Below are 21128 nucleotides of genomic sequence, written 5' to 3' on the forward strand. Positions count from 1 at the left end.
CGGAGGGCGAAGTTCTTTGTCGTCCGGTTTTTTGAGGAGTCATGAAAACGTTGCATGCAACAATTTCCATGACGTGCACCGGTTGGTTAGCGCCCGCTGAGAGCGTCTTATTACGCTTATGAAATTTATTATGTGCCTATTAGTTCCCGAAGTCAAAACCGTGTCACATTCTTGTGTGATCTGATTCCAAGTCCTTGAAACGAATAAGGAAATAAGGTTTTTGAAGAGTCCGCTGCGATGGGGTTGCAGGCCTCTGTACATTGTCCGGATGGGGCTGGCAGGTGGAACTTTTGGCGCCACAAGAACCCATCATATTTATCAAATGGTAAATGGATAGTGCACCATCTTGCTAAGCAGTGGCGCACGCATATCGCATCGCGATTTACAAAAATTCCAGAGTGAAATGAGGCTTATCCGCGCATGCGCTACACTCTCTTCCAATGCCCGAAACGGCCCGATCCACCGCGGAGATTCCCATGCTGAACGAACCCTTGCGCCGCATGTTGCAGGCGATGCCTAAAGCAGAATTGCACATCCATATTGAGGGCTCGCTCGAGCCCGAACTGATATTTGAGTTCGCGCAAAGGAACGGCGTTTCGCTCCCCTATGCCTCGGTCGAAGCGTTGCGTCAGGCTTACGCTTTCACTGATCTGCAATCGTTCCTCGATATTTATTATGCGGGTGCAAGCGTTTTGCTGACCGAGCAGGACTTTTACGACATGACCGCAGCCTACCTGGCGCGTGCCGCTGCCGACAACGTACGCCATACCGAGATCTTCTTCGATCCGCAGACCCACACCGCGCGCGGGGTGCCGTTCGAGACCGTCGTCAACGGCATCTGGCGCGCCTGCCAGGACAGCCCGGTGAGCGCCAGCCTGATCATGTGCTTCCTGCGCCACCTGTCCGAGGACGACGCCCTGGCCACGCTGGAACAGGCGCTGCCGTACCGCGAGAAGATCATCGGCGTCGGCCTCGATTCGTCCGAACTCGGCCACCCGCCCGAGAAATTCGCGCGCGTGTTCGCGCGCGCCCGCCAGCTCGGCCTGCATCTGGTCGCGCATGCAGGCGAGGAGGGGCCGCCGAGCTACATCGAAAGCGCGCTCGACGTGCTGCACGTGGAGCGTATCGACCACGGCGTGCGCTGCCTCGACGACCCGGCCCTGGTGCAGCGCCTGGCGCGCGAACGCATGGCGCTGACCGTGTGCCCGCTGTCGAACATCAAGCTGCGCGTGTTCGACGTGATGGGCAGCCACAGCCTGCGCACGCTGCTCGACGCCGGCCTGGCGGCCACCGTGAACTCCGACGATCCGGCCTATTTCGGCGGCTACGTCAACGACAACTACCTGGCCGCGTTCGAGGCGCTGCCGCTGGACGCCTCGCACGCGCGCCAGCTGGCCGTCAACAGCTTCGAGGCGGCTTTCCTGGCGCCGGCACAGAAGCGCGCCTTCCTCGACGAAGTCGACCGCTTTTTCGCGGCCGCCGCATAAAGCAAGGTACACAGGTACAAAAGGGATATCGCCATGCGGCTGCCGTTACTGATCCAAACCCTGCGCATGACCGCGCGCGACTGGCGCGCCGGCGAGCTGCGCTTCCTGCTGGTGGCGCTGATCGTCGCGGTGTCCGCGCTCACCGCGGTCGGCTTTTTCGTGGACCGCATGCGCAGCGGCCTGAATCGCGATGCCCACCAGCTGCTCGGCGCCGACCTGCTGGTCAACGCCGACCAGCCGCTGCCCGCCGCCTGGCGCGCGGAGGCGCAGCGGCGCGGGCTGGTGCTGGCCGATACCGTCACCTTCCCCAGCATGGCCCAGGCCGGGCAGGGCAAGGACTCGCAGGCGGTGCTGGCTTCGGTCAAGGCGGTGTCCACAGGCTATCCGCTGCGCGGCCAGCTGCGCACCACCACCAGTCCAGACGACGCCAGCGAGGCGCTGGGCGATGCCGCCGAGGGCATCCCGGCAGCGGGCACGGTGTGGGTCGACGTCAACCTGCTGCCGCCGCTGCGCATCAAGGTGGGCAGCACCATCCAGCTGGGCGACAAGACTTTCAAGGTGGCGCGCCTGATCGCGACCGAACCGGACCGCGGCGCCTCGTTCTCGAACTTCGCGCCGCGCGTGATGCTGCCTTTGACCGACCTGAAGGGCACCGGCCTGGTCGACAATTACGCGCGCGTGACCTACCGCATGCAGGTGGCATCGGCCTCGCCCAACGACATTGCGCCGATCGCCGGCTACGAGCGCTGGCTGCGTGCGCGCATCGAGGCCGACAACGTGAAAGGCGTGCGCATCGAGACCCTGGAAAACGGCCGCCCCGAGATGCGCAACACGCTCGACCGCGCCGAGCGCTTCCTGGCGCTGGTCAGCCTGCTGTCGGCGATGCTGGCAGCGGTGGCCGTGGCGATGGCGGCGCGCCGCTTCATGCAGCGCCACCTCGACGCCTGCGCCATGCTGCGCTGCCTCGGCATGACCCAGAACCAGGTCGGGCTGATGTTCCTGCTCGAATTCGCACTGGTCGGCCTGGCCGGCAGCGTGCTCGGCGTGCTGGCCGGTTTCGGCGCCCACTTCGTGCTGCTCGAAATGATCGGCAACCTGATCCCGGCCGAGCTGCCGCCGGTCTCGATCCTGCCGGCGCTGCAGGGCATTGCCACCGGCATGCTGCTGCTGGTCGGCTTCGCATTGCCGCCGGTGCTCCAGCTGCGCAACGTGCCGCACAACCGCGTGATCCGGCGCGAGCAGGCGGCGCCGCAGCCGATGGCGCTGATCACTTATGGCCTGGGCATCGCGGTGTTCTTCGCGCTGCTGCTGTGGCAGGCCGGCGACGTGCGCCTGGCGATGCTGACCGCCGGCGGCTTCCTCGGCGGCCTGGCCGTGTTCGCGCTGGTCGGCTGGCTGTGCCTGCAGGCGCTGCGGCGGCTGCGCGGCGCCGCCCGCCACCAGGGCTGGCGCTTCGCCATCACTTCGCTGCAGCGGCGTCCCGGCGCCACCATCGTGCAGGTCGTGTCGCTGTCGCTGGGCCTGATGGCGCTGCTGGTGCTGACCGTGGTGCGCGGCGACCTGATGCAGGCCTGGCGCCTGTCGACGCCGCCCGATGCGCCGAACCGCTTCATCATCAACATCCAGCCCGACCAGAAGGATGCGGTCGCGCGCCAGATCCGCAGCGCCGGCGTCACCGAGCTGCCGCTGTACCCGATGATCCGCGGCCGCCTGACGGCAGTGAACGGCAAGGAGGTGACGGCCACCACGTATACCGATCCACGCGCGAAAAGCCTGTCCGACCGCGAATTCAACCTGTCCAGCGTGCCGGACCTGCCGGCCGGGAACGAGGTGGTGGCGGGGCGCTGGTACGACGACAAGCCGGGCATGGCCGAAGCCTCGGTCGAGCAGGGCATCGCCAACACGCTGCGCCTGAAGCTGGGCGACACGCTGCGCTTCGACATGGGCGGCCTCGCGGTCGATGCCAGGGTGACCAGCCTGCGCAAGCTGGAATGGGGCTCGATGCGCGCCAATTTCTTCGTGATCATCAACCCGGCCGCGATGCGCGACGCGCCGACCACCTACATGACTGCGTTCCGCCTGCCGGCCAAGGGCATCGGCCTGGCCAACACGCTGACGCGCCAGTTTCCGAACCTGACCGTGGTCGACGTCAGCGGCATCATCCGCCAGCTGCAGGAAGTGCTCGACCAGGTCGTTACCGCGGTCGAGTTCCTGTTCCTGTTCACGCTGGCTTCGGGCGTGCTGGTGCTGTATGCGGCGCTGATGGGGTCCCAGGCCGAGCGCACGCGCGAAGCCGGCCTGCTGCGCGCGCTGGGCGCCACCCGCGGCCAGCTGGCGCAGGCCCAGCGCATCGAATTCGCGCTGGTCGGCGGCCTGTCCGGGCTGCTGGCGGCGTCGGGCGCCGCTGCGCTGGGGTGGGCGCTGGCCGAGTACCAGTTCAAGTTTCCCTGGCATTTCGATCCGACCGTGTGGGTGGCCGGGCTGGTGGTGGGCGCGGCGTGCGCGCTGATCGGCGGCTGGCTGGGGCTGCGCAATGTGTTGCGCCAGCCGCCATTGCAGACGCTGCGCGAGGCAACGTAAGGGGGCGCGCCATTCACGGCATCCATCCGCTGCGCTATCATGGATGGATGCCTGATACCGAAGACACCCAACAACCTACCCTGTACGAGATCATCGGCGGCGAAAGCCGCCTGCGCGAACTGGTCGACCGTTTTTACGACATCATGCAGCTGGAAGCCGATTTCGCCGGCATCCACGCGATGCACCCGGTCCCCAACGACAGCTCGCGCGAGAAACTGTTCATGTTCCTGTCCGGCTGGATGGGTGGCCCCAATCTCTTCATCGAAAAATACGGCCACCCGATGCTGCGCGCGCGCCACCTGCCGTTCGCGATCGGCACCAGCGAGCGTGACCAGTGGCTGCGCGCGATGGCGATGGCGCTGGAAGACCTCGGCTACGACTACGACCTGCGCCTGCGTCTGATGACCGCCTTCTTCCAGACCGCGGACTGGATGCGCAACAAGCCCCACTGAGCGGCCGCACCGAGAACACCATGTCCACCATCGAATTCATCGTCCTCGCGATCGGCCTGGCGGCCGTGATCGCGCTGCAGTTCGCACTGCTGGCGCGCAGCCGCGCCGGCGCCAGGAACGACGGCTCGGCCCAGGCCTTCGAGCGCCTCGAGCGCGAACTGCGCCACGAACTGCAGGCCAGCGCCCAGGCCACGCGCCAGGAACTCGCCGCCCACCTGGCGCAGAACCAGGGCGCCACCGCCCAGCAGCTGGACGCCATGCGCCAGCAGATCCAGATGCACGCGGCCGGCGGCCGCGAAGAGCAGGCGCGCACCCTGAAGCGCTTCGCCGATACCTTGAACGGCGCGCTCGCCAACCTGACCGAATCGAACGCCCAGCGCATGCTCGAAGTGCGCGCCACACTGGAATCGAAGATCCGCGACCTGCAGAACGATAACGGCAAGCGCCTGGAAGAGATGCGCCAGACCGTCGACGAAAAACTGCACGCGACGCTCGAGACCCGCCTCACCGAATCGTTCCGCCAGGTGTCCGACCGCCTGGAGCGCGTGCACCAGGGCCTGGGCGAGATGCAGCAGCTGGCGGTCGGCGTCGGCGACCTGAAACGCGTGCTCACCAACGTCAAGACGCGCGGCACCTGGGGCGAAGTGCAACTCGAGATGCTGCTCGAGCAGGTGCTCACCGTCGACCAGTACGCCAAGAACGTCGAGACGGTGCGCGGCACCAATGCGCGCGTCGAATTCGCGATCAAGCTGCCGGGCACCGTCGACGGCGGCCCGCCATTGTGGCTGCCGATCGACGCCAAGTTCCCGAAGGAGCAGTACGAGCGCCTGGTGGACGCGGCCGACAGCGCGGATGCCGACGGCGTCGCGCGCTTCGGCGCCGAGCTGGAACGCGCGGTGCGCAATGAAGCCAAGACCATCTGCGACAAGTACGTGTCGCCGCCGCAGACCACCGACTTCGCGATCCTGTTCCTGCCGACCGAAGGCCTGTACGCGGAGGTAATGCGCCGCCCCGGCCTGGCCGACGACCTGCAGCGCACGCTGCGCGTGACCATCGCCGGCCCGTCGACCCTGACCGCGCTGCTCAACAGCCTGCAGATGGGCTTCCGCACGCTGGCGCTGGAAAAGCGCTCGTCCGAGGTGTGGCAGGTGCTGGGCGCGGTGAAGACGGAATTCGGCAAGTTCGGCGACGTGCTGGCCGCGACCAAGCTGACGCTGGAGCGCGCCGCCAAGAACATCGAAAGCGCCGAAGTCAGGAGCCGGCAGATGGCGCGCAAGCTGAAATCGGTGGAAGCGCTGCCGAACGAGGCGGCGCAGCTGATGCTGGGCACCGCCGAATCGTCGGCATCGGCCGAGCGCGACGAGTAAGCAGGACCGCCGGCGTCACACGAGGCCGGCGTTTCGTCACACGGCGGCCGGGCGGGCAGGGAGGCTGCCCTACAATAGGACCACCATGAAAACCACTCTCCGCCATCTCCTTGCCGCCGCCCTGTGCGCCTCCGCGTTGACCGCGCCCGTGCTGGCCGCCGACTGGAACGGCCCGCAGGAACCGTTCGCCCTGTTCGGCAACACCTATTATGTCGGCACCGCCGGCCTGAGTTCGGTGCTGATCACCTCGAAGGCCGGCCACATCCTGATCGACGGCGCCACGCCCCAGGCCGCGGCGCAGATCGCGCAGCACATCCGCCAGCTCGGCTTCCGGGTCGAGGACATCCGCTACATCCTGACCTCGCACGAACACTTCGACCATGCCGGCGGCCTCGCCGAGCTGCAGAAACTGAGCGGCGCGACCGTGCTGACCAGCCCGGAAGCGCTCAAGGTCCTGCGCACCGGCCAGGCCGACAAGGGCGACCCGCAATACACCGGTCCGGACGGCGACCTGCCGCCGATGACGCCGGTCGCCAAACTGCGCGCAGTGCGCGACGGCGAAGTGGTCACGCTCGGCCCGCTGGCCGTGACCGCCCGCTTCACGCCCGGCCACACCCGCGGCGGCACCAGCTGGACCTGGCGCGCATCGGAAGGCGGCAAGACCGTCGACATCGTCTATGCCGACAGCCTGAACGCGGTCGCCGCCGACGGCAAGCGCTTCGACGGCAACCCGGGCTACCCGACCGCCCGCGCCGACATCGAACGCTCGATGGCGACGGTGGAAGGGCTGAAATGCGACGTGCTGGTGTCGGCGCATCCCGAATTCAGCGGACTGTGGGAACGCAAGGCGAAGCAGCCGCAGATGGGCAATACGGCGTTCATCGATGGGAATGCGTGCAAGGCCTACGTCGCTACCGCCCGGGTTCGCCTGCAAAAACGACTGGAAACGGATGCAAAAATGGCCACCGCCAGATAATCGTGGCGGATGCAGCCGGGGTGGCGGCACGGACATCGATCCGTGCCGCCACCGACGCGGCGTGTGCTAAATCAGCCCTTCGAACAGCAGCACGTCGACCATGTCCCCGGCCTGCACGTTGCCCTGCTCGTCATGCAGCACCACCATGCAATTCGCCTCGGACATCGAGCGCAGGATGCCCGAACCCTGCGATCCGGTGATGCGCACTTCCGGCTGCCTGTCGGCGCCGCGCGCCAGGATGCCGCGCTGGTATTCGGTGCGGCCCGGTTTCTTGCGGATGGTGGCGCTCGAGCGCGCGCGCATCAGTTCCAATGGCGCCTCGGCGCCCATCATGCGCAGCAGCGCTTCGCGCGCGAAGAAGTAGAACGAGACCATCACCGCCACCGGATTGCCCGGCAGCCCGAACAGGAAAGCGCTGCGGCCGTTCGACGCGATGCGGCCAAAGGCCAGCGGGCGGCCCGGGCGCATGCCGATCTTCCAGAAGGTGACGTCGCCCAGGCGCGCCATGATGTCGCGCGTGTAGTCGGCAGCGCCGACCGAGACGCCGCCCGAGGTGATGATGGCGTCGGCGCTTTCGCAGGCATCGCGCAGGGCCTGCTCGAGCGCCTGCGGGTCGTCGCGTACCACGCCCATGTCGATGATGTCGCAGCCGAGGCGCTGCAGCATGCCGTAGATGGTGTAGCGGTTGCTGTCGTAGACGCAGCCTTCGTCGAGTGGCTGGCCGATCGAGCGCAGTTCGTCGCCGGTCGAGAAGAAGGCGACGCGCAGGCGGCGCCGTACCGGCACCTCGGCCACGCCGAGCGAGGCCAGCAGCCCGAGGTCGGCCGGGCGCACCACCTTGCCGGCGGCCAGCGCGGCACTGCCCAGCTTCAGGTCTTCGCCGGCAAAGCGGCGGTTGTCGCCGGGACGGATCACGCCCGGCGCCAGGACAATCGATTCGCCGTCGATCTGCACGAATTCCTGGGGCACCACGCTGTCGCAGCCAGCCGGCATCACGCCGCCGGTCATGATGCGGATGCATTCGCCGGCTTGCGGTGCACCGTCGAAGGCACGGCCGGCATAGGTGGTGCCGACCACCCGCAGGCGGGTTGGTGTGTCGGGCAGCAGGTCGGATCCGCGCAGCGCATAGCCGTCCATGGCCGAATTGTCGTGCGAAGGCACGTTGATCGGCGAAATGACATCGAGCGCCAGCACGCGTCCGAGCGCGGCGCGCAGCGCGACCTGTTCGGTGGCGCGCACCGGCGTCACGAAGTCGCGGATGATGCGCTGGGCATCGCGTACCGGCAGCGCCTCCGGGTCGTAGCTGGACAGGCAGCTGACGACGTCGGCCAGCCGCGGCAAGGGTTTGGCTTGATGCGCAGACGGATCGAGCTGCTGCAGCTCTTCCCGGGTATTGATGTTGCGGAAGGCGTCGGCATCCCCGAACAGCACTTCGGCCACCTTGATCTGCGGGTACCAGCCATCCATGCGGCGGCCGCCGGCCGCCAGGTAGTTCGACAGCACCGGCGCCAGGCCGGTCTTGAGCAGGCAGAACACCGGGTGCGGCTGGCGCAGCCCGTTCTCTTCGGTGACGGCGACGGCCAGGTCGGCATCCTCACGCTGCAGGCCCTCGAACAGGCGCTCGGCCAGGTCGGCGGGCAGGAGGGGCGAGTCGCAGGGGGCCGTCAGCAGGTAGGGGGTGGTGCAGCGGCGCAGGCCCGCCTCCAGCCCGGCCAGCGGACCGGCGAAACCGGGCGTATCGTCCGGCCATACCGGCACGCCGAAGGCGGCGTAGGTGTCGAGGTTCTGGTTGGCGTTGATGGCCAGCGTGGCGACTTGCGGCGCCAGGCGCGCCAGCACGTGCGCGGCCATGGTGGTGCCGCCGAACGGCTGCAGGCCCTTGTCGACGTGGCCCATGCGCGTGCCGCGTCCGCCGGCCAGGAGCAGGCCGCTGATCGATTCCTTGTTCATCCCGTTATTTTATCCGACCCCGGTTAGCCGCCAATATAGGACATTTCGATACGCTGGCCGCTGCGCTCCAGCCCGGCCGTATTGATGGTGCGGGTCTCGGAATAGCGGTCGGCGCGCTTGCGCCACAGTTGGGCGATTGCGGACGACAGCTCGGCATCGCTGCGGCCTTCGCGCATCAGCGCGCGCAGGTCGTGGCCGCGGGTGGCGAACAGGCAGGTGTACAGCTTGCCCTCGGTCGACAGGCGGATGCGCGAACAGTCCTGGCAGAAGGCCTGGGTGACGCTGGAGATCAGGCCGATCTCGCCCTGGCCATCCTGGTAGCGCCAGCGCGCGGCGGTCTCGCCGGCGTAGTTGGCACTCACCGGCACCAGCGGCATCTCGGCCGAGATGCGGCGCACCACTTCGCTCGAGGGCACGACTTCGTCCATGTTCCAGCCATTGGAAGCGCCGACGTCCATGTACTCGATGAAGCGCAGGATATAGGGCGTGTCCTTGAAATGGCGCGCCATCGGCAGGATCTGGTCGTCGTTCATGCCGCCCTTGACCACCATGTTGACCTTGATCGGGCCGAGGCCGGCGGCGTGCGCCGCCGCCATCCCGTCCAGCACGTCCGACACGGCGAAGTCGACGTCGTTCATGCGCCGGAACACGGCATCGTCGAGCGCATCGAGCGAGACCGTCACCCGATCGAGGCCGGCATCCTTCAGCGCCTGCGCCTTGCGCGCCAGCAGCGAGCCGTTGGTGGTCAGGGTCAGGTCGAGCGGCTTGCCGGACGGCGTGCGCAGCGCGCGCAGCTGGGCGATCAGACCTTCGATGTTCTTGCGCAACAGCGGCTCGCCACCGGTCAGGCGCAGCTTTTCCACGCCATGGGCGACGAACAGCGAGGCCACGCGCGTGATCTCCTCGAAGCTCAGCAGCGAGGAGTGGGGCAGGTAGGCGTAATCCTTGTCGAACACTTCCTTCGGCATGCAATACACGCAGCGGAAGTTGCAGCGGTCGGTGACGGAGATGCGCAGGTCGTGCAACGGACGCGCGAGCGCGTCGGACAGCAGCCCGGTCGGGGCTTCGAGCGCGTCCGGGACGGGCAGGGACGGCGCCCTGGCATCTGCCAGCATAATGATTTTTTCAGACATTCCGTTACGATAGCACGCGCGACGAAAGCGCACAGGACACGGCCATATTTACACGGCCCGGCCGATGGTCTCCGAGGCGTAAATCTCGGCCGGATCGAAGGTCGACGCGATGCCCACGCCGTCGAACCGGTCGTTCAGCCAGCGCTCGGCCGCCGCGTGGCCGAGGTCGTGCAATTTCAGGATGAACGACCAGTCCGTATTGAACTTGCTCGAAATGCTCAGGTCGCGCATCAGCGCCGTGCCGCTGATCACGTGCAGGCGGACCGCGCCCATGTGCACCCGTTCCCCATCTTCTTCGTCGACTGCGGCGGCCATGTGCTGGATCGCGCTGAACTCCCGGATCAGGCTGGTATTGAAGGCGATTTCGTTGGTGCGGTTGTGCACGTCAGCCATGGTCAGCGGCAGGTCGCGCCGCGAAATCGGGTTGTTCAGGATCACCAGCAGGTCGCGCGCGGCCACTTCGTCGACCAGCGGCGCCAGCGGGGGATTGCCGGCGAAGCTGCCATCCTAGTAGGCTTCGCCATCGATATGCACCGGTGCGAACACCTGGGGGACGCAAGCCGATGCCATGACGTGGTCGACGGTCAGTTCGTCGCGCCGGAAATTGTGGCCTTTGCCGGTACGCACATTCGTGCCCGATATAAAAAGCTTCAGTTCCTCGCAGGCGCGCACCCGCTCGAAATCGACCAGGCTCGCCAGCAGTGTCCCGAGCGGATTGATGTTCAGCGGATTCATGACGCCGGGCGCCATGCCGGCGCTGGCCAGTTGCAGCAGCAGGTAGCCGGGCGAGCTTTCGATGCTGCCGCGGCCGCTGAACCAATCGAATGGGGTAGGGCGCATCGGTCCCATCATCGCGCTCTGGCCCAATGCATTCCAGAACGCGCGCAGCTTGCGGCGCGCACCTTGGGGGCCGCCGCCGCGCGCATAACCGTCGGCCAGCACCACCGCATTGATCGCGCCCGCGCTGGCGGCGCCGATACCATCGATTTGCAGCCGGCCATCGGCCAGCAGGCAATCCAGCGCACCCCAACCGAAGGCGCCGTAGGCCCCGCCACCCTGCAGCCCGAGACTGATTTTCTTGACACCATTCATTGCAATTCTCAATAAGACAATCTGAACGAATAGTGTGCCCAGTTCCTCCGCAGGCGGTCGCAGCATTGCCGCCAAACATCCAATTCATGTGCAATAAAAAAGGGAAGCCGAAGCTTCCCTTTTTATTTCAACAAGCCTTGTTCAACAAGTCTTGCTTACTGGCGCGTGTCGACCTGGATCAGCGGCTCGTCGACCGGCGGCGGTGCGACCTTGCGGGCGCGGCCGACGCGGACCGGGGCCGCTGCCTGGGCGGCGGCTTCCTGGGCCGCGCGCAGCTTTGCCGGGTCGGTCGCGGCCAGGGTCAGGCCGGCCTGGGCCAGGGCGGCGTCGATGTCGGCCGGTGCAGCAGCCTGGGCGCTTGCCGGGGCCAGTGCCGGCGTCGCCGTGACAGCCTGGACTGCCTGGACTGCCGGGGCGGTGTCCACCGGGGCAGCTACCGCGGCAGGTGCTGCTGCCGGTGCTTCCACCGGCGCAACTGCTGGGGCCGCAGCCGGCGCAACGGCTGGTGCAGGCTCGGCAGCAACCGGTGCCGCAGCAACCGGAGCCGATTCGACCGGCGCAGCAGGCGCAGCTTCAGCCGGTGCCTCGGCAGCGGCAGTGCGTGCCACGGCATCCGCCACCGACTTCGAGGTCGGGAACGGCCACGGTGCCTGGGCCGAAGCGGCTTGCGGCTGTGCCAGCGGCGCGGCCTTGGCCGCAACGGCAGCCGCAGCAGCGTCAGCCTCGGCCGCCTGCTCGGCGGCAGCCTTGACCGCGGCGGCTTTCACCGATGCGGCGGTCGGGAAGGGCCACGGACCCTTGTCGGCGGCCTTGGCCGCTTTCGGCTCGGCCTTCTTGCGTGCAGCCCGGGCTTCGGCTTGGACCTTGGCAGCTTCCTCGTCGGCCACCGGCGTGAAGGCCGGGGTGGCGTCGCCGTCGATGCCGTCCTGCTCCATGCCCTCGACCTGGTCGCGGTCGCGGCGATTGCGGTTGCGTCCGCCACGGCGGCGGCGGCGGCGCGGTTCGTCGCCATTGGCGTCGAGTTCGTCGGCGTCGCCGTTCGGGCCGATTGCCGTGACCGATTTCACGACTTGTTGCTGGACGATTTCCTGCTCGCCATCCGGACCGGTGGTGGCCACGGTGACGGTCGTCGCCGACGTTGCCTGGACGATACTTACTTCGTCCAGCTTGGCTTCGATCGCCTGCTGGGTGCGCTCGGTACGCTCGGTGCGTTCACGCGGCTGGCGCGGTGCGCGTTCCTGGCGCTCGCCACGCTCGGCGCGTTCGCCACGCTCCGGACGCTCGGCGCGCTCGGGACGTGCTGCCGGCGCCGCGGTCTGGCCCTGGGCGTCGACGGTCTCGCGCGGTTCGCGCGGCTCACGGCCTTCGCGTGGCGGACGCGGCGGGCGCGGCGGACGTGCCGGCTTGCCTTCGAGGTCGACCGGCTTGACGCTGTCTTCGCCCGGCGCGGCTTTCGCGACCGGCTCGCGCTCGTCGCGCTCGCGGCCCTTGCCATTGCCATTGCCGTTGCGGCCGCCGCGCGCGTTGCGCTGGCCGCGGCCATTGCGGTCGCCGCGTTCGCCTGCCGCGGCCGGGGCCGGTTCAGCGGGCTTGGCCGGGGCCACCGGGGCCGGCGGCGGCGTCACCGGTGCCGGCTCGCCGAAGAAGAAACTGCGCAGCTTGGCAAAGAAACCTTGCGGCGGCGGCGGCGGGGTGAACACCGGTTCGGCCGGGGCCGCGGCCGCAGGTGCAGCTGATGTAGCAACCTCAGGCTTCGCCGGACGCTCGACCACCGGTGCCGGCTGGGCCGGGGTGATCGACTTGACCACGGCTTCCTGGCGCGGCTTGGCTTCTTCCTTCTGGCGCTTGGCGTAAGCCATGTCGGTTTCGGTCGACTCGGCCAGGGTATAGCTGGCGGCGGCGTCTTCCAGGCGCGGATCGTCGACCTTGATGCGCTCGAGCTTGTAGTGCGGGGTCTCGAGGTGCTTGTTCGGGATCAGGATGACGGTGATGCGGTGGCGGGTCTCGATCTTGAGGATCTCGCCACGCTTCTCGTTCAGCAGGAAGGCGGCGACGTCGACCGGCACCTGCACGTGGATGGTCGCCGAGTTTTCCTTCATCGCCTCTTCCTGGATGATGCGCAGGACTTGCAGGGCGGACGATTCGGTATCGCGGATGTGGCCGGTGCCCGAGCAGCGCGGGCAGGTGACGTGCGAGCCTTCCGACAGCGACGGACGCAGGCGCTGGCGCGACAGTTCCATCAGGCCGAACCGCGAAATCTTGCCCATCTGCACGCGTGCACGGTCGTGGTGCAGGGCATCCTTCAGGCGCTGTTCGACTTCGCGCTGGTTCTTGGCGACTTCCATGTCGATGAAGTCGATCACGATCAGGCCGCCCAGGTCGCGCAGGCGCAGCTGGCGCGCCACTTCGTCGGCGGCTTCGCAGTTGGTGTTGAAGGCGGTGGTTTCGATGTCGGAGCCGCGGGTGGCGCGTGCCGAGTTGACGTCGATCGAGACCAGGGCTTCGGTGTGGTCGATCACGATGGCGCCGCCGGATGGCAGCGGCACGGTGCGTGCGTAGGCGGTTTCGATCTGGTGTTCGATCTGGAAACGCGAGAACAGCGGCACGTCGTCGCTGTAACGCTTCACGCGGTGCGCCATGTCGGGCATCACGTGGCTCATGAACTGCTGGGCCTGGTCGTAGATCTCGTCGGTGTCGATCAGGACTTCGCCGATGTCAGGCTGGAAATAGTCGCGGATGGCACGGATGACCAGCGAGGATTCCTGGTAGATCAGGAAAGGACCCGGGGCCGACTTGCCGGCGCCTTCGATCGCGCGCCACAGCTGCATCAGGTAGTTCAAGTCCCACTGCAGCTCTTCGACATTGCGGCCGATGCCTGCGGTGCGGGCAATCACCGACATGCCCTGCGGCAGGTCCAGCTTGTCCATGGTTTCGCGCAGTTCCTGGCGCTCTTCGCCTTCGACCCGGCGCGACACGCCGCCGCCGCGCGGGTTGTTCGGCATCAGGACCAGGTAGCGGCCGGCCAGCGAAATGAAGGAGGTGAGGGCGGCGCCTTTGTTGCCGCGCTCCTCTTTCTCCACCTGCACCATGATTTCCTGGCCTTCGCGCAGGGCTTCCTTGATGGTGCAATTGCGGACGTCGACACCGTCACGGAAATACGAACGGGCGACTTCTTTGAAGGGGAGGAAACCGTGGCGGTCTTCGCCGTAGCTGACGAAGCAGGCTTCGAGGGAGGGTTCGATGCGGGTGATGACACCCTTGTAGATATTCGACTTGCGTTGCTCGCGACCGGCGGTCTCGATATCGATGTCGATCAGTTTTTGGCCGTCGACAATCGCTACGCGCAACTCCTCTTGCTGCGTAGCGTTAAACAACATTCGTTTCATTTTTATAGACTCCGCGACCCGAGGGCCGTTCTCATGTACAGGGATGTACGCGGGGAGCGGAGTGTTGGCGGTGGTATGCCCGGAGCGTGGCACGGCGGGCCGGCCACAGGGCGCAAATGGCATCGAACGTCATTGCCGCGCGCATAGCTGTCCTGCAAGGCCCGGGCGGCCCGATCGGGGCGGCGCAGGGGGCCTTCAGGCAGTGCGGCACGGGCCGGATTTAGCCGGCGAACACTTCATGGATCGCGCCAGGCGATCAACCAGCCTTGGCGTCCAGGATTCCACGAAGGTGACTGCTAACAAATCCGGCGGAAACAGCAAGCGTTATCGACGCCATTACCCGGCGAGCCTACCTGTACGGGACCTGAGGTTCCGGTAGGCTTTCCGGTACTTATCCTTTAATTCCAAACAATCCTATCCTGCAATCCTGTGCGCTACCCGATTACAACTGCGGTGCAACCCTGGTTCGCACAGGAATGTGCGTACACGTTAGTTTCCATCGAATTTGCATCTTAGCGAGGCCGATGGACACGCCCCTGTGTAAAATATCGTTTTAATTCTTACACCAGCAGAGGTTTGACCGCCGCCTGTCGATTATATATTCAAAATGAAGGACTTAGAGAGAATTTCTGGGAAGACAGAGCGAATGACCTTGCAAAACGATGTTGTTCCCCCTTCATCACAGACAGACAGCCGCCCCGCCGCCACTGCACAGTTCGTCACGATCACCGAGGAAGAAGCCGGCCAACGTATCGATAACTACCTGCTACGTGTTTGCAAGGGTGTGCCAAAAAGCCATATCTACCGCATCCTGCGTTCCGGTGAAGTCCGCGTCAACAAGGGCCGCATCGACCAGTTGTACCGTTTGGCAACAGGTGACCTGGTGCGTATCCCGCCGATCCGCATCGCCGAAAAAGCTGCCGGCAGCGCGCCGGTACCGGGTGCCGAATTCCATATCGTGCACGAAGACAATCACCTGCTCGTGATCGACAAGCCGGCCGGCGTCGCCGTGCATGGCGGTTCGGGCGTGTCGTATGGCGTCATCGAGCAATTGCGCGCCGCGCGTCCGGATGCCAAGTTCCTGGAACTGGTGCACCGGCTCGACCGCGAAACCTCGGGCCTGCTGTTGCTGGCCAAGAAACGCTCGGCCCTGACCAATTTGCACGAGCAGATGCGCGACGGCAAAACCGACAAGCGTTACCTGACCCTGGCCGTGGGTGACTGGAAAAACCCGCGCCAGCACGTGAAATTACCACTGCATAAGTACACGACACCGGACGGCGAACGCCGGGTAGTGGTCCAGGCCGGCGGACAGGAATCGCATACGGTGTTCAACCTGTTGCGCAAGTGGAAGGATTTCGCGCTGCTCGAAGCGGAACTCAAGACCGGGCGCACGCACCAGATCCGGGTGCACCTCGCTTCCAGCGGCTTCCCGATCGCAGGTGACGAGAAATACGGCGATTTTGCATTGAACAAGCAGCTTCAGAAGGCAAGCGACACGCGCGGCGCCCTGCGGCGGATGTTCCTGCACGCCTACCAGATCACCTTCCAGCACCCGGAAACGGGCAAGCCGATGACCCTGAAGGCGCCATTGCCGGCGGAATGCGATCGTTTCTTGGTAAGCTTGGGGCAACCCATTAATGAACACAACAAACGCTGACAAGGCGACATGAGGAGCGGGTGCCTACCAGGCGCCGTATAACATGGCAAGAAAGCAATTCGACCTGATTGTCTTCGACTGGGACGGGACGCTGATGGACAGCACCGCCACCATCGTCAAATGTATACAGTCGGCTGCCAAGGACCTGGGCTTGCCGGTGCCCAGCGACATGGCGGCGTCGCACGTGATCGGCCTGGGCTTGTCGGAAGCGATGCAGGCGGCCATGCCGAATATCGATCCGGCCCTGTACCCGCGCATGGCAGAACGCTATCGCTACCATTTCCTGACAAAAGACCACGAGCTGGTGCTGTTCAAAGGCGTCCGGCCGATGCTGGACGAGTTGTCGCAGCAGGGCTATTTCCTGGCGGTTGCCACCGGCAAAAGCCGGGTCGGCCTGAACCGTGCCTTGAACGCCACCGGCCTGCTGTCGACCTTCGATGCGACCCGTTGTGCCGACGAGACATTTTCCAAGCCGCATCCAGCCATGTTGCAGGAATTGACACGGGAACTGGGGCAGGACATGCGGCGCACCGTTATGATCGGCGACACGACGCATGACCTGCTGATGGCCAATAGCGCCGGCGCATACGGCATTGCGGTCGAGTATGGCGCGCATCCTGTACAGCAATTGCAGGCATGTCACCCGGTATTCACGGCAAAGAGCGTGCCCGAGCTGCACGACTGGCTGGTCGAGAACGCATGAGCACCACTGAAGGATTGTTCGTCTGCGCATCGGGCGACCTGCTCGACGGCGGGCTGGGGGTGCGTTTTCCAGTCGTCGCGTTCGGCAGCGACGCGACCGGCTTTGCCGTGCGCTATGGCGGCAAGGTGTACGCCTACCTGAACCGCTGCGCCCACGTCCCGGTCGAACTGGATTGGTTCAAGGGCGAATTTTTCGAATCGAGCAAGCTGCACCTGATGTGCTCGACCCATGGCGCGATCTATGTCCCCGACACCGGCGTCTGTGCCGGCGGCCCCTGCCGCGGCGGCAAGCTGCGGCCGATCGGCGTGCACGAGGTCGAGGGCGACGTCTACTGGCAGCCGGACCAATTTATCCGGCCGCCTGCCGCCCAGTAACAAAGCGAGTGGGATACTGAACAGGCATTTATGAGCGATAACACCCGTAACGACAACCCGAACGAGCCGCGCCAGCCCGCGCCGGCCACGTTCAACAACTGGGAACGCGACACCCTCGAGCGCCTGGTCTTTGCCACCGTCAGGGAACAGCGGGCGGCGCGGCGCTGGGGCATCTTCTTCAAGCTGTCCTTCCTGGTGCTGGCTTTTTTCTCGATCTGGGCTTATTTCGACTTCAATTTCGGCACATCCGACATTGAATCGCTGGGGCGTCACACGGCCCTGATCGAAATCGAGGGTTCTATCGACGAAGAAGGCAGCGGCGCCGCCGACACCGTGATCCCGTCGCTGAACAAGGCCTTCTCGGATGCGGGCTCGGCTGCGGTCGTGCTGCGCATCAACAGCCCGGGTGGCAGTCCGGTCCAGGCCGGCATTATCGTCGACGAGATCCAGCGCCTGAAGCGCGGCTATCCGAACAAGCCGCTGTACGTGGTGGTCGACGAGATCTGCGCCTCGGGTGGCTATTACATTGCCTCTGCCGGCGACAAGATCTTCGTCAACAAGGCCAGCATTGTGGGTTCGGTCGGCGTGCTGATGGATGGCTTCGGCTTTACCGGGCTGATGGACAAGCTGGGCGTGGAGCGGCGCCTGCTGACCGCGGGCGAAAACAAGGGCTTCCTCGATCCGTTCAGCCCGCAGTCGGACAAGCAGAAGCAGCACGCACTGAGCATGCTCAACGAAATCCACGAGCAATTCATCGCCGTGGTGCGCGCCGGCCGCGGCAAGCGCCTGAAGGAAAACCCGGAAATCTTTTCCGGCCTGTACTGGACCGGCGCCAAGGCGGTCGAGATGGGCCTGGCCGACGGTTTCGGCACGGTCGATACCGTGGCGCGCGATGTCGTGAAGGCGGAAGACATCATCGACTACACCGCGCATGAAGGCTTGCCGGAGCGTGTGCTGAAGAAATTCGGCGCTTCGGTGGGGGCGGGCGCGGTGAAATCGGTCTATCGCGGGGCGGTGCCGAGCCTGCGTTGATCAATTTTCCTTGAAAATTATGCGAGGCGGGCTATAGTGAAGACGTAGGGTGTTCGCAAGTCGGCCAACAGCCAGCCGGTCAACCATCCCATCGGCAAACTGTCCCGCCCCTTCGACGCTGCTGCAACCCGCGACATGCGGTTCAGAGAGATCTTCATTCCTCGAAGCTGGAATCCCTCAGGGGAAAAAACGACGGCGCAAGCCGTCGTTTTTATTTGGTGCGGCAGTGTCGATGGAGGCGTCTTATTTGGGGCAGTCGATGTCCTGGGCCACGCGGCAGCGCGTGATGTCGTACCAGGCCGGGTTACGCGTGGCCTCGGGAGCAGGGGCGGGCGCGGCGGCATGACGATGCTCGTGCGATGCGTCCTGGGTAGCGCTATCGGTATGGTCGGGATCGTGCAGGTGGAAACCGCCAGCCTCGATCCAGGCCTGGAAGCGCACCTGGGCTTCGTCGTACCAGGCGGCCCGTGCGATATGATGGGTGCACGATTGAACGTGAGGCACATCCCCGCCATACATCCAGCGCGCCAGCGCGAGCTGGGCAGGAAACAGGGATGAATGGGATTGGGCCGCTGTCGCACCGCAGCTTGTGGCAACGGTCGCAAGCGGATCGATGCATCCTTGGGTTTTTTTGATCTGCACTATTACCTCATCTCTCGGTTAATTTTCTGACGGGTAGCTGTCTCACATTCCTAGGTTTCGTAGTCTTCTACGCGAGGAGTGTAGGGCAATTCCTAACGTAGATTCAGTGTATCCAGGAGATTCTGAACACGCTTGATGTTTGTCAAACGAGTTCTTGTTGTCCTTCCATACTGTTGAGTTCCTTGGTTTTTCGGCTTGCGCCTGCCTTGGCCGTCCCGCTTCTGTTACAGTCTCGCCCATGAGTAAATTATCCCTTGACCGCGTGCTGCAATCGCAGGGCTTTGGCACGCGCAAGTACTGCCGTGCACTGATTGAGGACGGCGACGTTGCCGTCAATGGCGACGTCGTCGACAACTACAAGACCCTGGTCGAGACGGATGGCCTGGTGCTGACCGTATTCGATGAAGAATGGGTGTATCGCGAACACGTCTATATTGCGCTGAACAAGCCCGCCAATTTCGAATGCTCGCGCAAGCCGAGCCACCGCCCCGGCGTGCTGACCCTGCTGCCGGAACAGTTCACCTGGCGCGACGTGCAACCGGTCGGCAGGCTCGACCACGACACGACCGGACTGTTGCTGATTTCCGACGACGGCCCTTTCAACCACGCGCAGTCCTCGCCCAAGCGCCATATCTCGAAGGTGTACCAGGCCACGACCCAGGACCCGGTGACCCCGGCGCTGGTCGAGCAGCTGCTGGCCGGCGTCCAATTGCACGACGAGCCGGCACCGCTGAAAGCCCTGTCTTGCGTGCAGCGCGGCGAGCACCAGCTGGAAATCGTGCTGGAGCAGGGCAAATACCATCAGGTCAAGCGCATGCTGGCCGCGGCCGGCAACCACTGTGCGGCGCTGCATCGCTCCCAGATCGGTGGCCTGACCCTCGAATCGCTCGGCCTGGCGGAAGGCGAGTGGTGTTTCCTGGAGCAGGCGCAGCTGGATCTACTGGTGCCTGATTAAGGACGGCCAGTAAGGACGGCCAGTAAGGACGGCCAGGCGCCACACGCTCGCGCCTGCCACGCCGGCATCCGTCCTGGATACTGGCGTGCGACGCCCTCGGCGTTTTTCCGCGACACTCGTCATCTATCTCTTGTCAATCTTGCATTCAAGTGGACAAGAGCCTGCTCAAACACGATGACGATATGGCTGCGACACACACACGACTTCTCCCTCTACTGCCGCTGCTGGTGCTGAATTCCGCACTGGCGCAGCAAGCCCAGCAGACGCAACAGACCCAGCAGGCCGATAGCGGCCTGGCCGGTTGCGCCCGCATCATGGAAGCCGGCCAGCGCCTGGCCTGCTACGACCGCCTCGCCGGCGCCGTGCCGCCGGCTGCGCAGATCGGCGCCTCTGTCAATCCGGCGCCCGTCATGGCGCCGGCAACCGGCGCCGCCCAGTCCGACATTCCGCCGGCCACCGCGTCGGTCGCGCAAACCGATCCGGCAGTCGAGGCGGCACTCGATTTATCGCCCGAGAAGACGCGCGGCTTCAGCCTGGCCGATCATTGGGAACTGGACCAGGCGCACAAGCGCGGCGTCTTCAATTTCCGGCCGCACCATGTCAATTACCTGATGGCGACGCGCACAGCGCACCCCAACAACGAACCCTACCGCCCGTTCCAGGACCTGGGCGCCCTGGCTGACACGAATCTGTCGCACTCGGAACTGGTGTTCCAGCTCGGGTTCAAGATGAAGCTGGTCGAGAACGCATTCAAGAAGCCGGTCGACCTCTGGTTCGGCTACACCCAGAACAGCTTCTGGCAGGCGGGCAACCACGAGGCGTCCAGTCCCTTCCGCGAAACCAATTACCAGCCCGAGCTGATGGCGGTGACGCCGCTGAACTTCAATATACTCGGCATGCATGCCAGCTTCTTTAACCTGGGCCTGGTTCACCAGTCGAACGGACAGGCAGGATCGTTGTCCCGCAGCTGGAACCGGAGCTATGCCCAGGTCGGCCTGGAGCGCGGTGGCTGGACCGTCGTCGGCCGCGTCTGGAAGCGCGTCAACGAGTCGGCCCAGGACGACAACAATCCGGATATCGTCGACTACATGGGCCGCGGCGACGTGGTCGTCACCTACCGCAACAATGGCCACGATTATTCGGCCCTGGTGCGGCGCAATTTTTCGACCGAGAAGGGCGCGGTGCAGCTCAGCTGGGCCTTCCCGCTGGCCGGCCACATCAAGGGCTATGCGCAATACTTCTCGGGCTATGGCCAGAGCATGATCGACTACAACTACTACCAGAACGTGGTCGGCGTCGGACTGCTGGGCACCTTCTAAGCGCCGGGACAGGGCGCTAC

General features: G+C 65.2%; 17 protein-coding genes. 11 read left to right on the forward strand and 6 right to left on the reverse strand.

Annotated elements, in window-relative coordinates:
• Nucleotides 1–476: 476 nt before the first annotated feature.
• The 5 genes from FBX97_RS13650 (at nt 477) to bla (ending at nt 6862) form a co-directional block, all read left to right on the forward strand.
• Nucleotides 477–1487, forward strand: a complete 1011-nt coding sequence (locus FBX97_RS13650) for an adenosine deaminase (protein ID WP_141832443.1) — start codon at nt 477–479, stop codon at nt 1485–1487.
• Nucleotides 1488–1520: 33 nt separating this feature from the next.
• A complete protein-coding gene (locus FBX97_RS13655; RefSeq protein ID WP_255517456.1) occupies nt 1521–4067 on the forward strand; it encodes an ABC transporter permease in 2547 nt (848 codons plus the stop codon).
• Nucleotides 4068–4114: 47 nt separating this feature from the next.
• On the forward strand, nt 4115–4519 hold the full coding sequence (locus FBX97_RS13660; protein ID WP_141832445.1) for a group II truncated hemoglobin: 405 nt from the start codon (nt 4115–4117) through the stop codon (nt 4517–4519).
• A 20-nt stretch (nt 4520–4539) separates the two neighbouring features.
• Entirely contained in the window at nt 4540–5886 is a 1347-nt protein-coding gene (gene rmuC, locus FBX97_RS13665; protein ID WP_141832447.1) for a DNA recombination protein RmuC, read from the forward strand.
• An 85-nt stretch (nt 5887–5971) separates the two neighbouring features.
• On the forward strand, nt 5972–6862 hold the full coding sequence (gene bla / locus FBX97_RS13670) for a subclass B3 metallo-beta-lactamase (RefSeq protein ID WP_141832449.1): 891 nt from the start codon (nt 5972–5974) through the stop codon (nt 6860–6862).
• A gap of 66 nt (nt 6863–6928) precedes the next feature.
• Here bla and glp read toward each other — a convergent pair whose 3' ends face one another.
• The 5 genes from glp to FBX97_RS13690 all read right to left on the reverse strand — a co-directional run bounded on the left by glp (nt 6929) and on the right by FBX97_RS13690 (nt 14423).
• Complete coding sequence (gene glp, locus FBX97_RS13675) at nt 6929–8812, reverse strand: gephyrin-like molybdotransferase Glp (protein WP_141832451.1); 1884 nt, start codon at nt 8810–8812, stop codon at nt 6929–6931.
• Nucleotides 8813–8835: 23 nt separating this feature from the next.
• Nucleotides 8836–9945 (reverse strand): GTP 3',8-cyclase MoaA, encoded by a 1110-nt coding sequence (gene moaA / locus FBX97_RS13680; RefSeq protein ID WP_141832453.1) that lies wholly within the window; start codon nt 9943–9945, stop codon nt 8836–8838.
• A gap of 48 nt (nt 9946–9993) precedes the next feature.
• Nucleotides 9994–10404, reverse strand: a complete 411-nt coding sequence (locus FBX97_RS29870) for a hypothetical protein (protein WP_221631805.1) — start codon at nt 10402–10404, stop codon at nt 9994–9996.
• Between the two features lie 48 nt (nt 10405–10452).
• A complete protein-coding gene (locus FBX97_RS29875; protein ID WP_221631807.1) occupies nt 10453–11037 on the reverse strand; it encodes a patatin-like phospholipase family protein in 585 nt (194 codons plus the stop codon).
• Between the two features lie 155 nt (nt 11038–11192).
• On the reverse strand, nt 11193–14423 hold the full coding sequence (locus FBX97_RS13690) for an Rne/Rng family ribonuclease (protein ID WP_141832455.1): 3231 nt from the start codon (nt 14421–14423) through the stop codon (nt 11193–11195).
• Nucleotides 14424–15069: 646 nt separating this feature from the next.
• Between FBX97_RS13690 and FBX97_RS13695 the strand changes: the two genes are divergently transcribed.
• From FBX97_RS13695 to FBX97_RS13710, 4 genes are read left to right on the forward strand one after another with little or no spacing between them, the layout of a single operon-like run.
• Nucleotides 15070–16083, forward strand: a complete 1014-nt coding sequence (locus FBX97_RS13695) for an RluA family pseudouridine synthase (protein WP_141832457.1) — start codon at nt 15070–15072, stop codon at nt 16081–16083.
• 43 nt (nt 16084–16126) lie between these two features.
• Nucleotides 16127–16786 carry an HAD-IA family hydrolase gene (locus tag FBX97_RS13700; protein WP_141832459.1) on the forward strand — a complete coding sequence of 220 codons (660 nt, stop codon included), beginning with the start codon at nt 16127–16129 and terminating at the stop codon, nt 16784–16786.
• The gene (locus FBX97_RS13705) at nt 16783–17160 is read left to right on the forward strand and encodes a Rieske 2Fe-2S domain-containing protein (RefSeq protein WP_141832461.1); all 378 of its coding nucleotides are present in this window, start codon (nt 16783–16785) and stop codon (nt 17158–17160) included. The genes FBX97_RS13700 and FBX97_RS13705 overlap by 4 nt, the downstream gene beginning before the upstream one ends.
• 30 nt (nt 17161–17190) lie before the next feature.
• On the forward strand, nt 17191–18192 hold the full coding sequence (locus tag FBX97_RS13710; RefSeq protein ID WP_141832463.1) for a S49 family peptidase: 1002 nt from the start codon (nt 17191–17193) through the stop codon (nt 18190–18192).
• Between the two features lie 243 nt (nt 18193–18435).
• On the opposite strand, the gene FBX97_RS13715 is transcribed toward FBX97_RS13710, so the two are convergent.
• Nucleotides 18436–18696: a hypothetical protein gene (locus FBX97_RS13715; RefSeq protein ID WP_141832465.1), complete on the reverse strand. Its 261-nt coding sequence runs from the start codon at nt 18694–18696 to the stop codon at nt 18436–18438.
• 376 nt (nt 18697–19072) lie between these two features.
• On the opposite strand from FBX97_RS13715, the gene FBX97_RS13720 reads away from it, so the two are divergent.
• Together FBX97_RS13720 and FBX97_RS13725 are read left to right on the forward strand one after the other, a co-directional pair.
• Nucleotides 19073–19789: a pseudouridine synthase gene (locus tag FBX97_RS13720; protein ID WP_141832466.1), complete on the forward strand. Its 717-nt coding sequence runs from the start codon at nt 19073–19075 to the stop codon at nt 19787–19789.
• A 182-nt stretch (nt 19790–19971) separates the two neighbouring features.
• Complete coding sequence (locus FBX97_RS13725; protein WP_141832468.1) at nt 19972–21108, forward strand: phospholipase A; 1137 nt, start codon at nt 19972–19974, stop codon at nt 21106–21108.
• Nucleotides 21109–21128: the final 20 nt, after the last annotated feature.

This window comes from Herbaspirillum sp. SJZ107, assembly GCF_006715485.1.
Taxonomy (GTDB): Bacteria; Pseudomonadota; Gammaproteobacteria; order Burkholderiales; family Burkholderiaceae_D; genus Telluria.

Coding starts and splice junctions, on each gene's coding strand:
- FBX97_RS13705 (WP_141832461.1), top strand. CDS start 16,783: ATGAGCACCACTGAAGGATTGTTCGTCTGCGCATCGGGCGACCTGCTC.
- FBX97_RS13655 (WP_255517456.1), top strand. CDS start 1,521: ATGCGGCTGCCGTTACTGATCCAAACCCTGCGCATGACCGCGCGCGAC.
- FBX97_RS13695 (WP_141832457.1), top strand. CDS start 15,070: ATGACCTTGCAAAACGATGTTGTTCCCCCTTCATCACAGACAGACAGC.
- bla (WP_141832449.1), top strand. CDS start 5,972: ATGAAAACCACTCTCCGCCATCTCCTTGCCGCCGCCCTGTGCGCCTCC.
- FBX97_RS13660 (WP_141832445.1), top strand. CDS start 4,115: ATGCCTGATACCGAAGACACCCAACAACCTACCCTGTACGAGATCATC.
- FBX97_RS13700 (WP_141832459.1), top strand. CDS start 16,127: ATGGCAAGAAAGCAATTCGACCTGATTGTCTTCGACTGGGACGGGACG.
- FBX97_RS13690 (WP_141832455.1), bottom strand. CDS start 14,423: ATGAAACGAATGTTGTTTAACGCTACGCAGCAAGAGGAGTTGCGCGTA.
- moaA (WP_141832453.1), bottom strand. CDS start 9,945: ATGTCTGAAAAAATCATTATGCTGGCAGATGCCAGGGCGCCGTCCCTG.
- FBX97_RS13720 (WP_141832466.1), top strand. CDS start 19,073: ATGAGTAAATTATCCCTTGACCGCGTGCTGCAATCGCAGGGCTTTGGC.
- FBX97_RS13725 (WP_141832468.1), top strand. CDS start 19,972: ATGGCTGCGACACACACACGACTTCTCCCTCTACTGCCGCTGCTGGTG.
- FBX97_RS13650 (WP_141832443.1), top strand. CDS start 477: ATGCTGAACGAACCCTTGCGCCGCATGTTGCAGGCGATGCCTAAAGCA.
- FBX97_RS13710 (WP_141832463.1), top strand. CDS start 17,191: ATGAGCGATAACACCCGTAACGACAACCCGAACGAGCCGCGCCAGCCC.
- rmuC (WP_141832447.1), top strand. CDS start 4,540: ATGTCCACCATCGAATTCATCGTCCTCGCGATCGGCCTGGCGGCCGTG.
- FBX97_RS29875 (WP_221631807.1), bottom strand. CDS start 11,037: ATGAATGGTGTCAAGAAAATCAGTCTCGGGCTGCAGGGTGGCGGGGCC.
- glp (WP_141832451.1), bottom strand. CDS start 8,812: ATGAACAAGGAATCGATCAGCGGCCTGCTCCTGGCCGGCGGACGCGGC.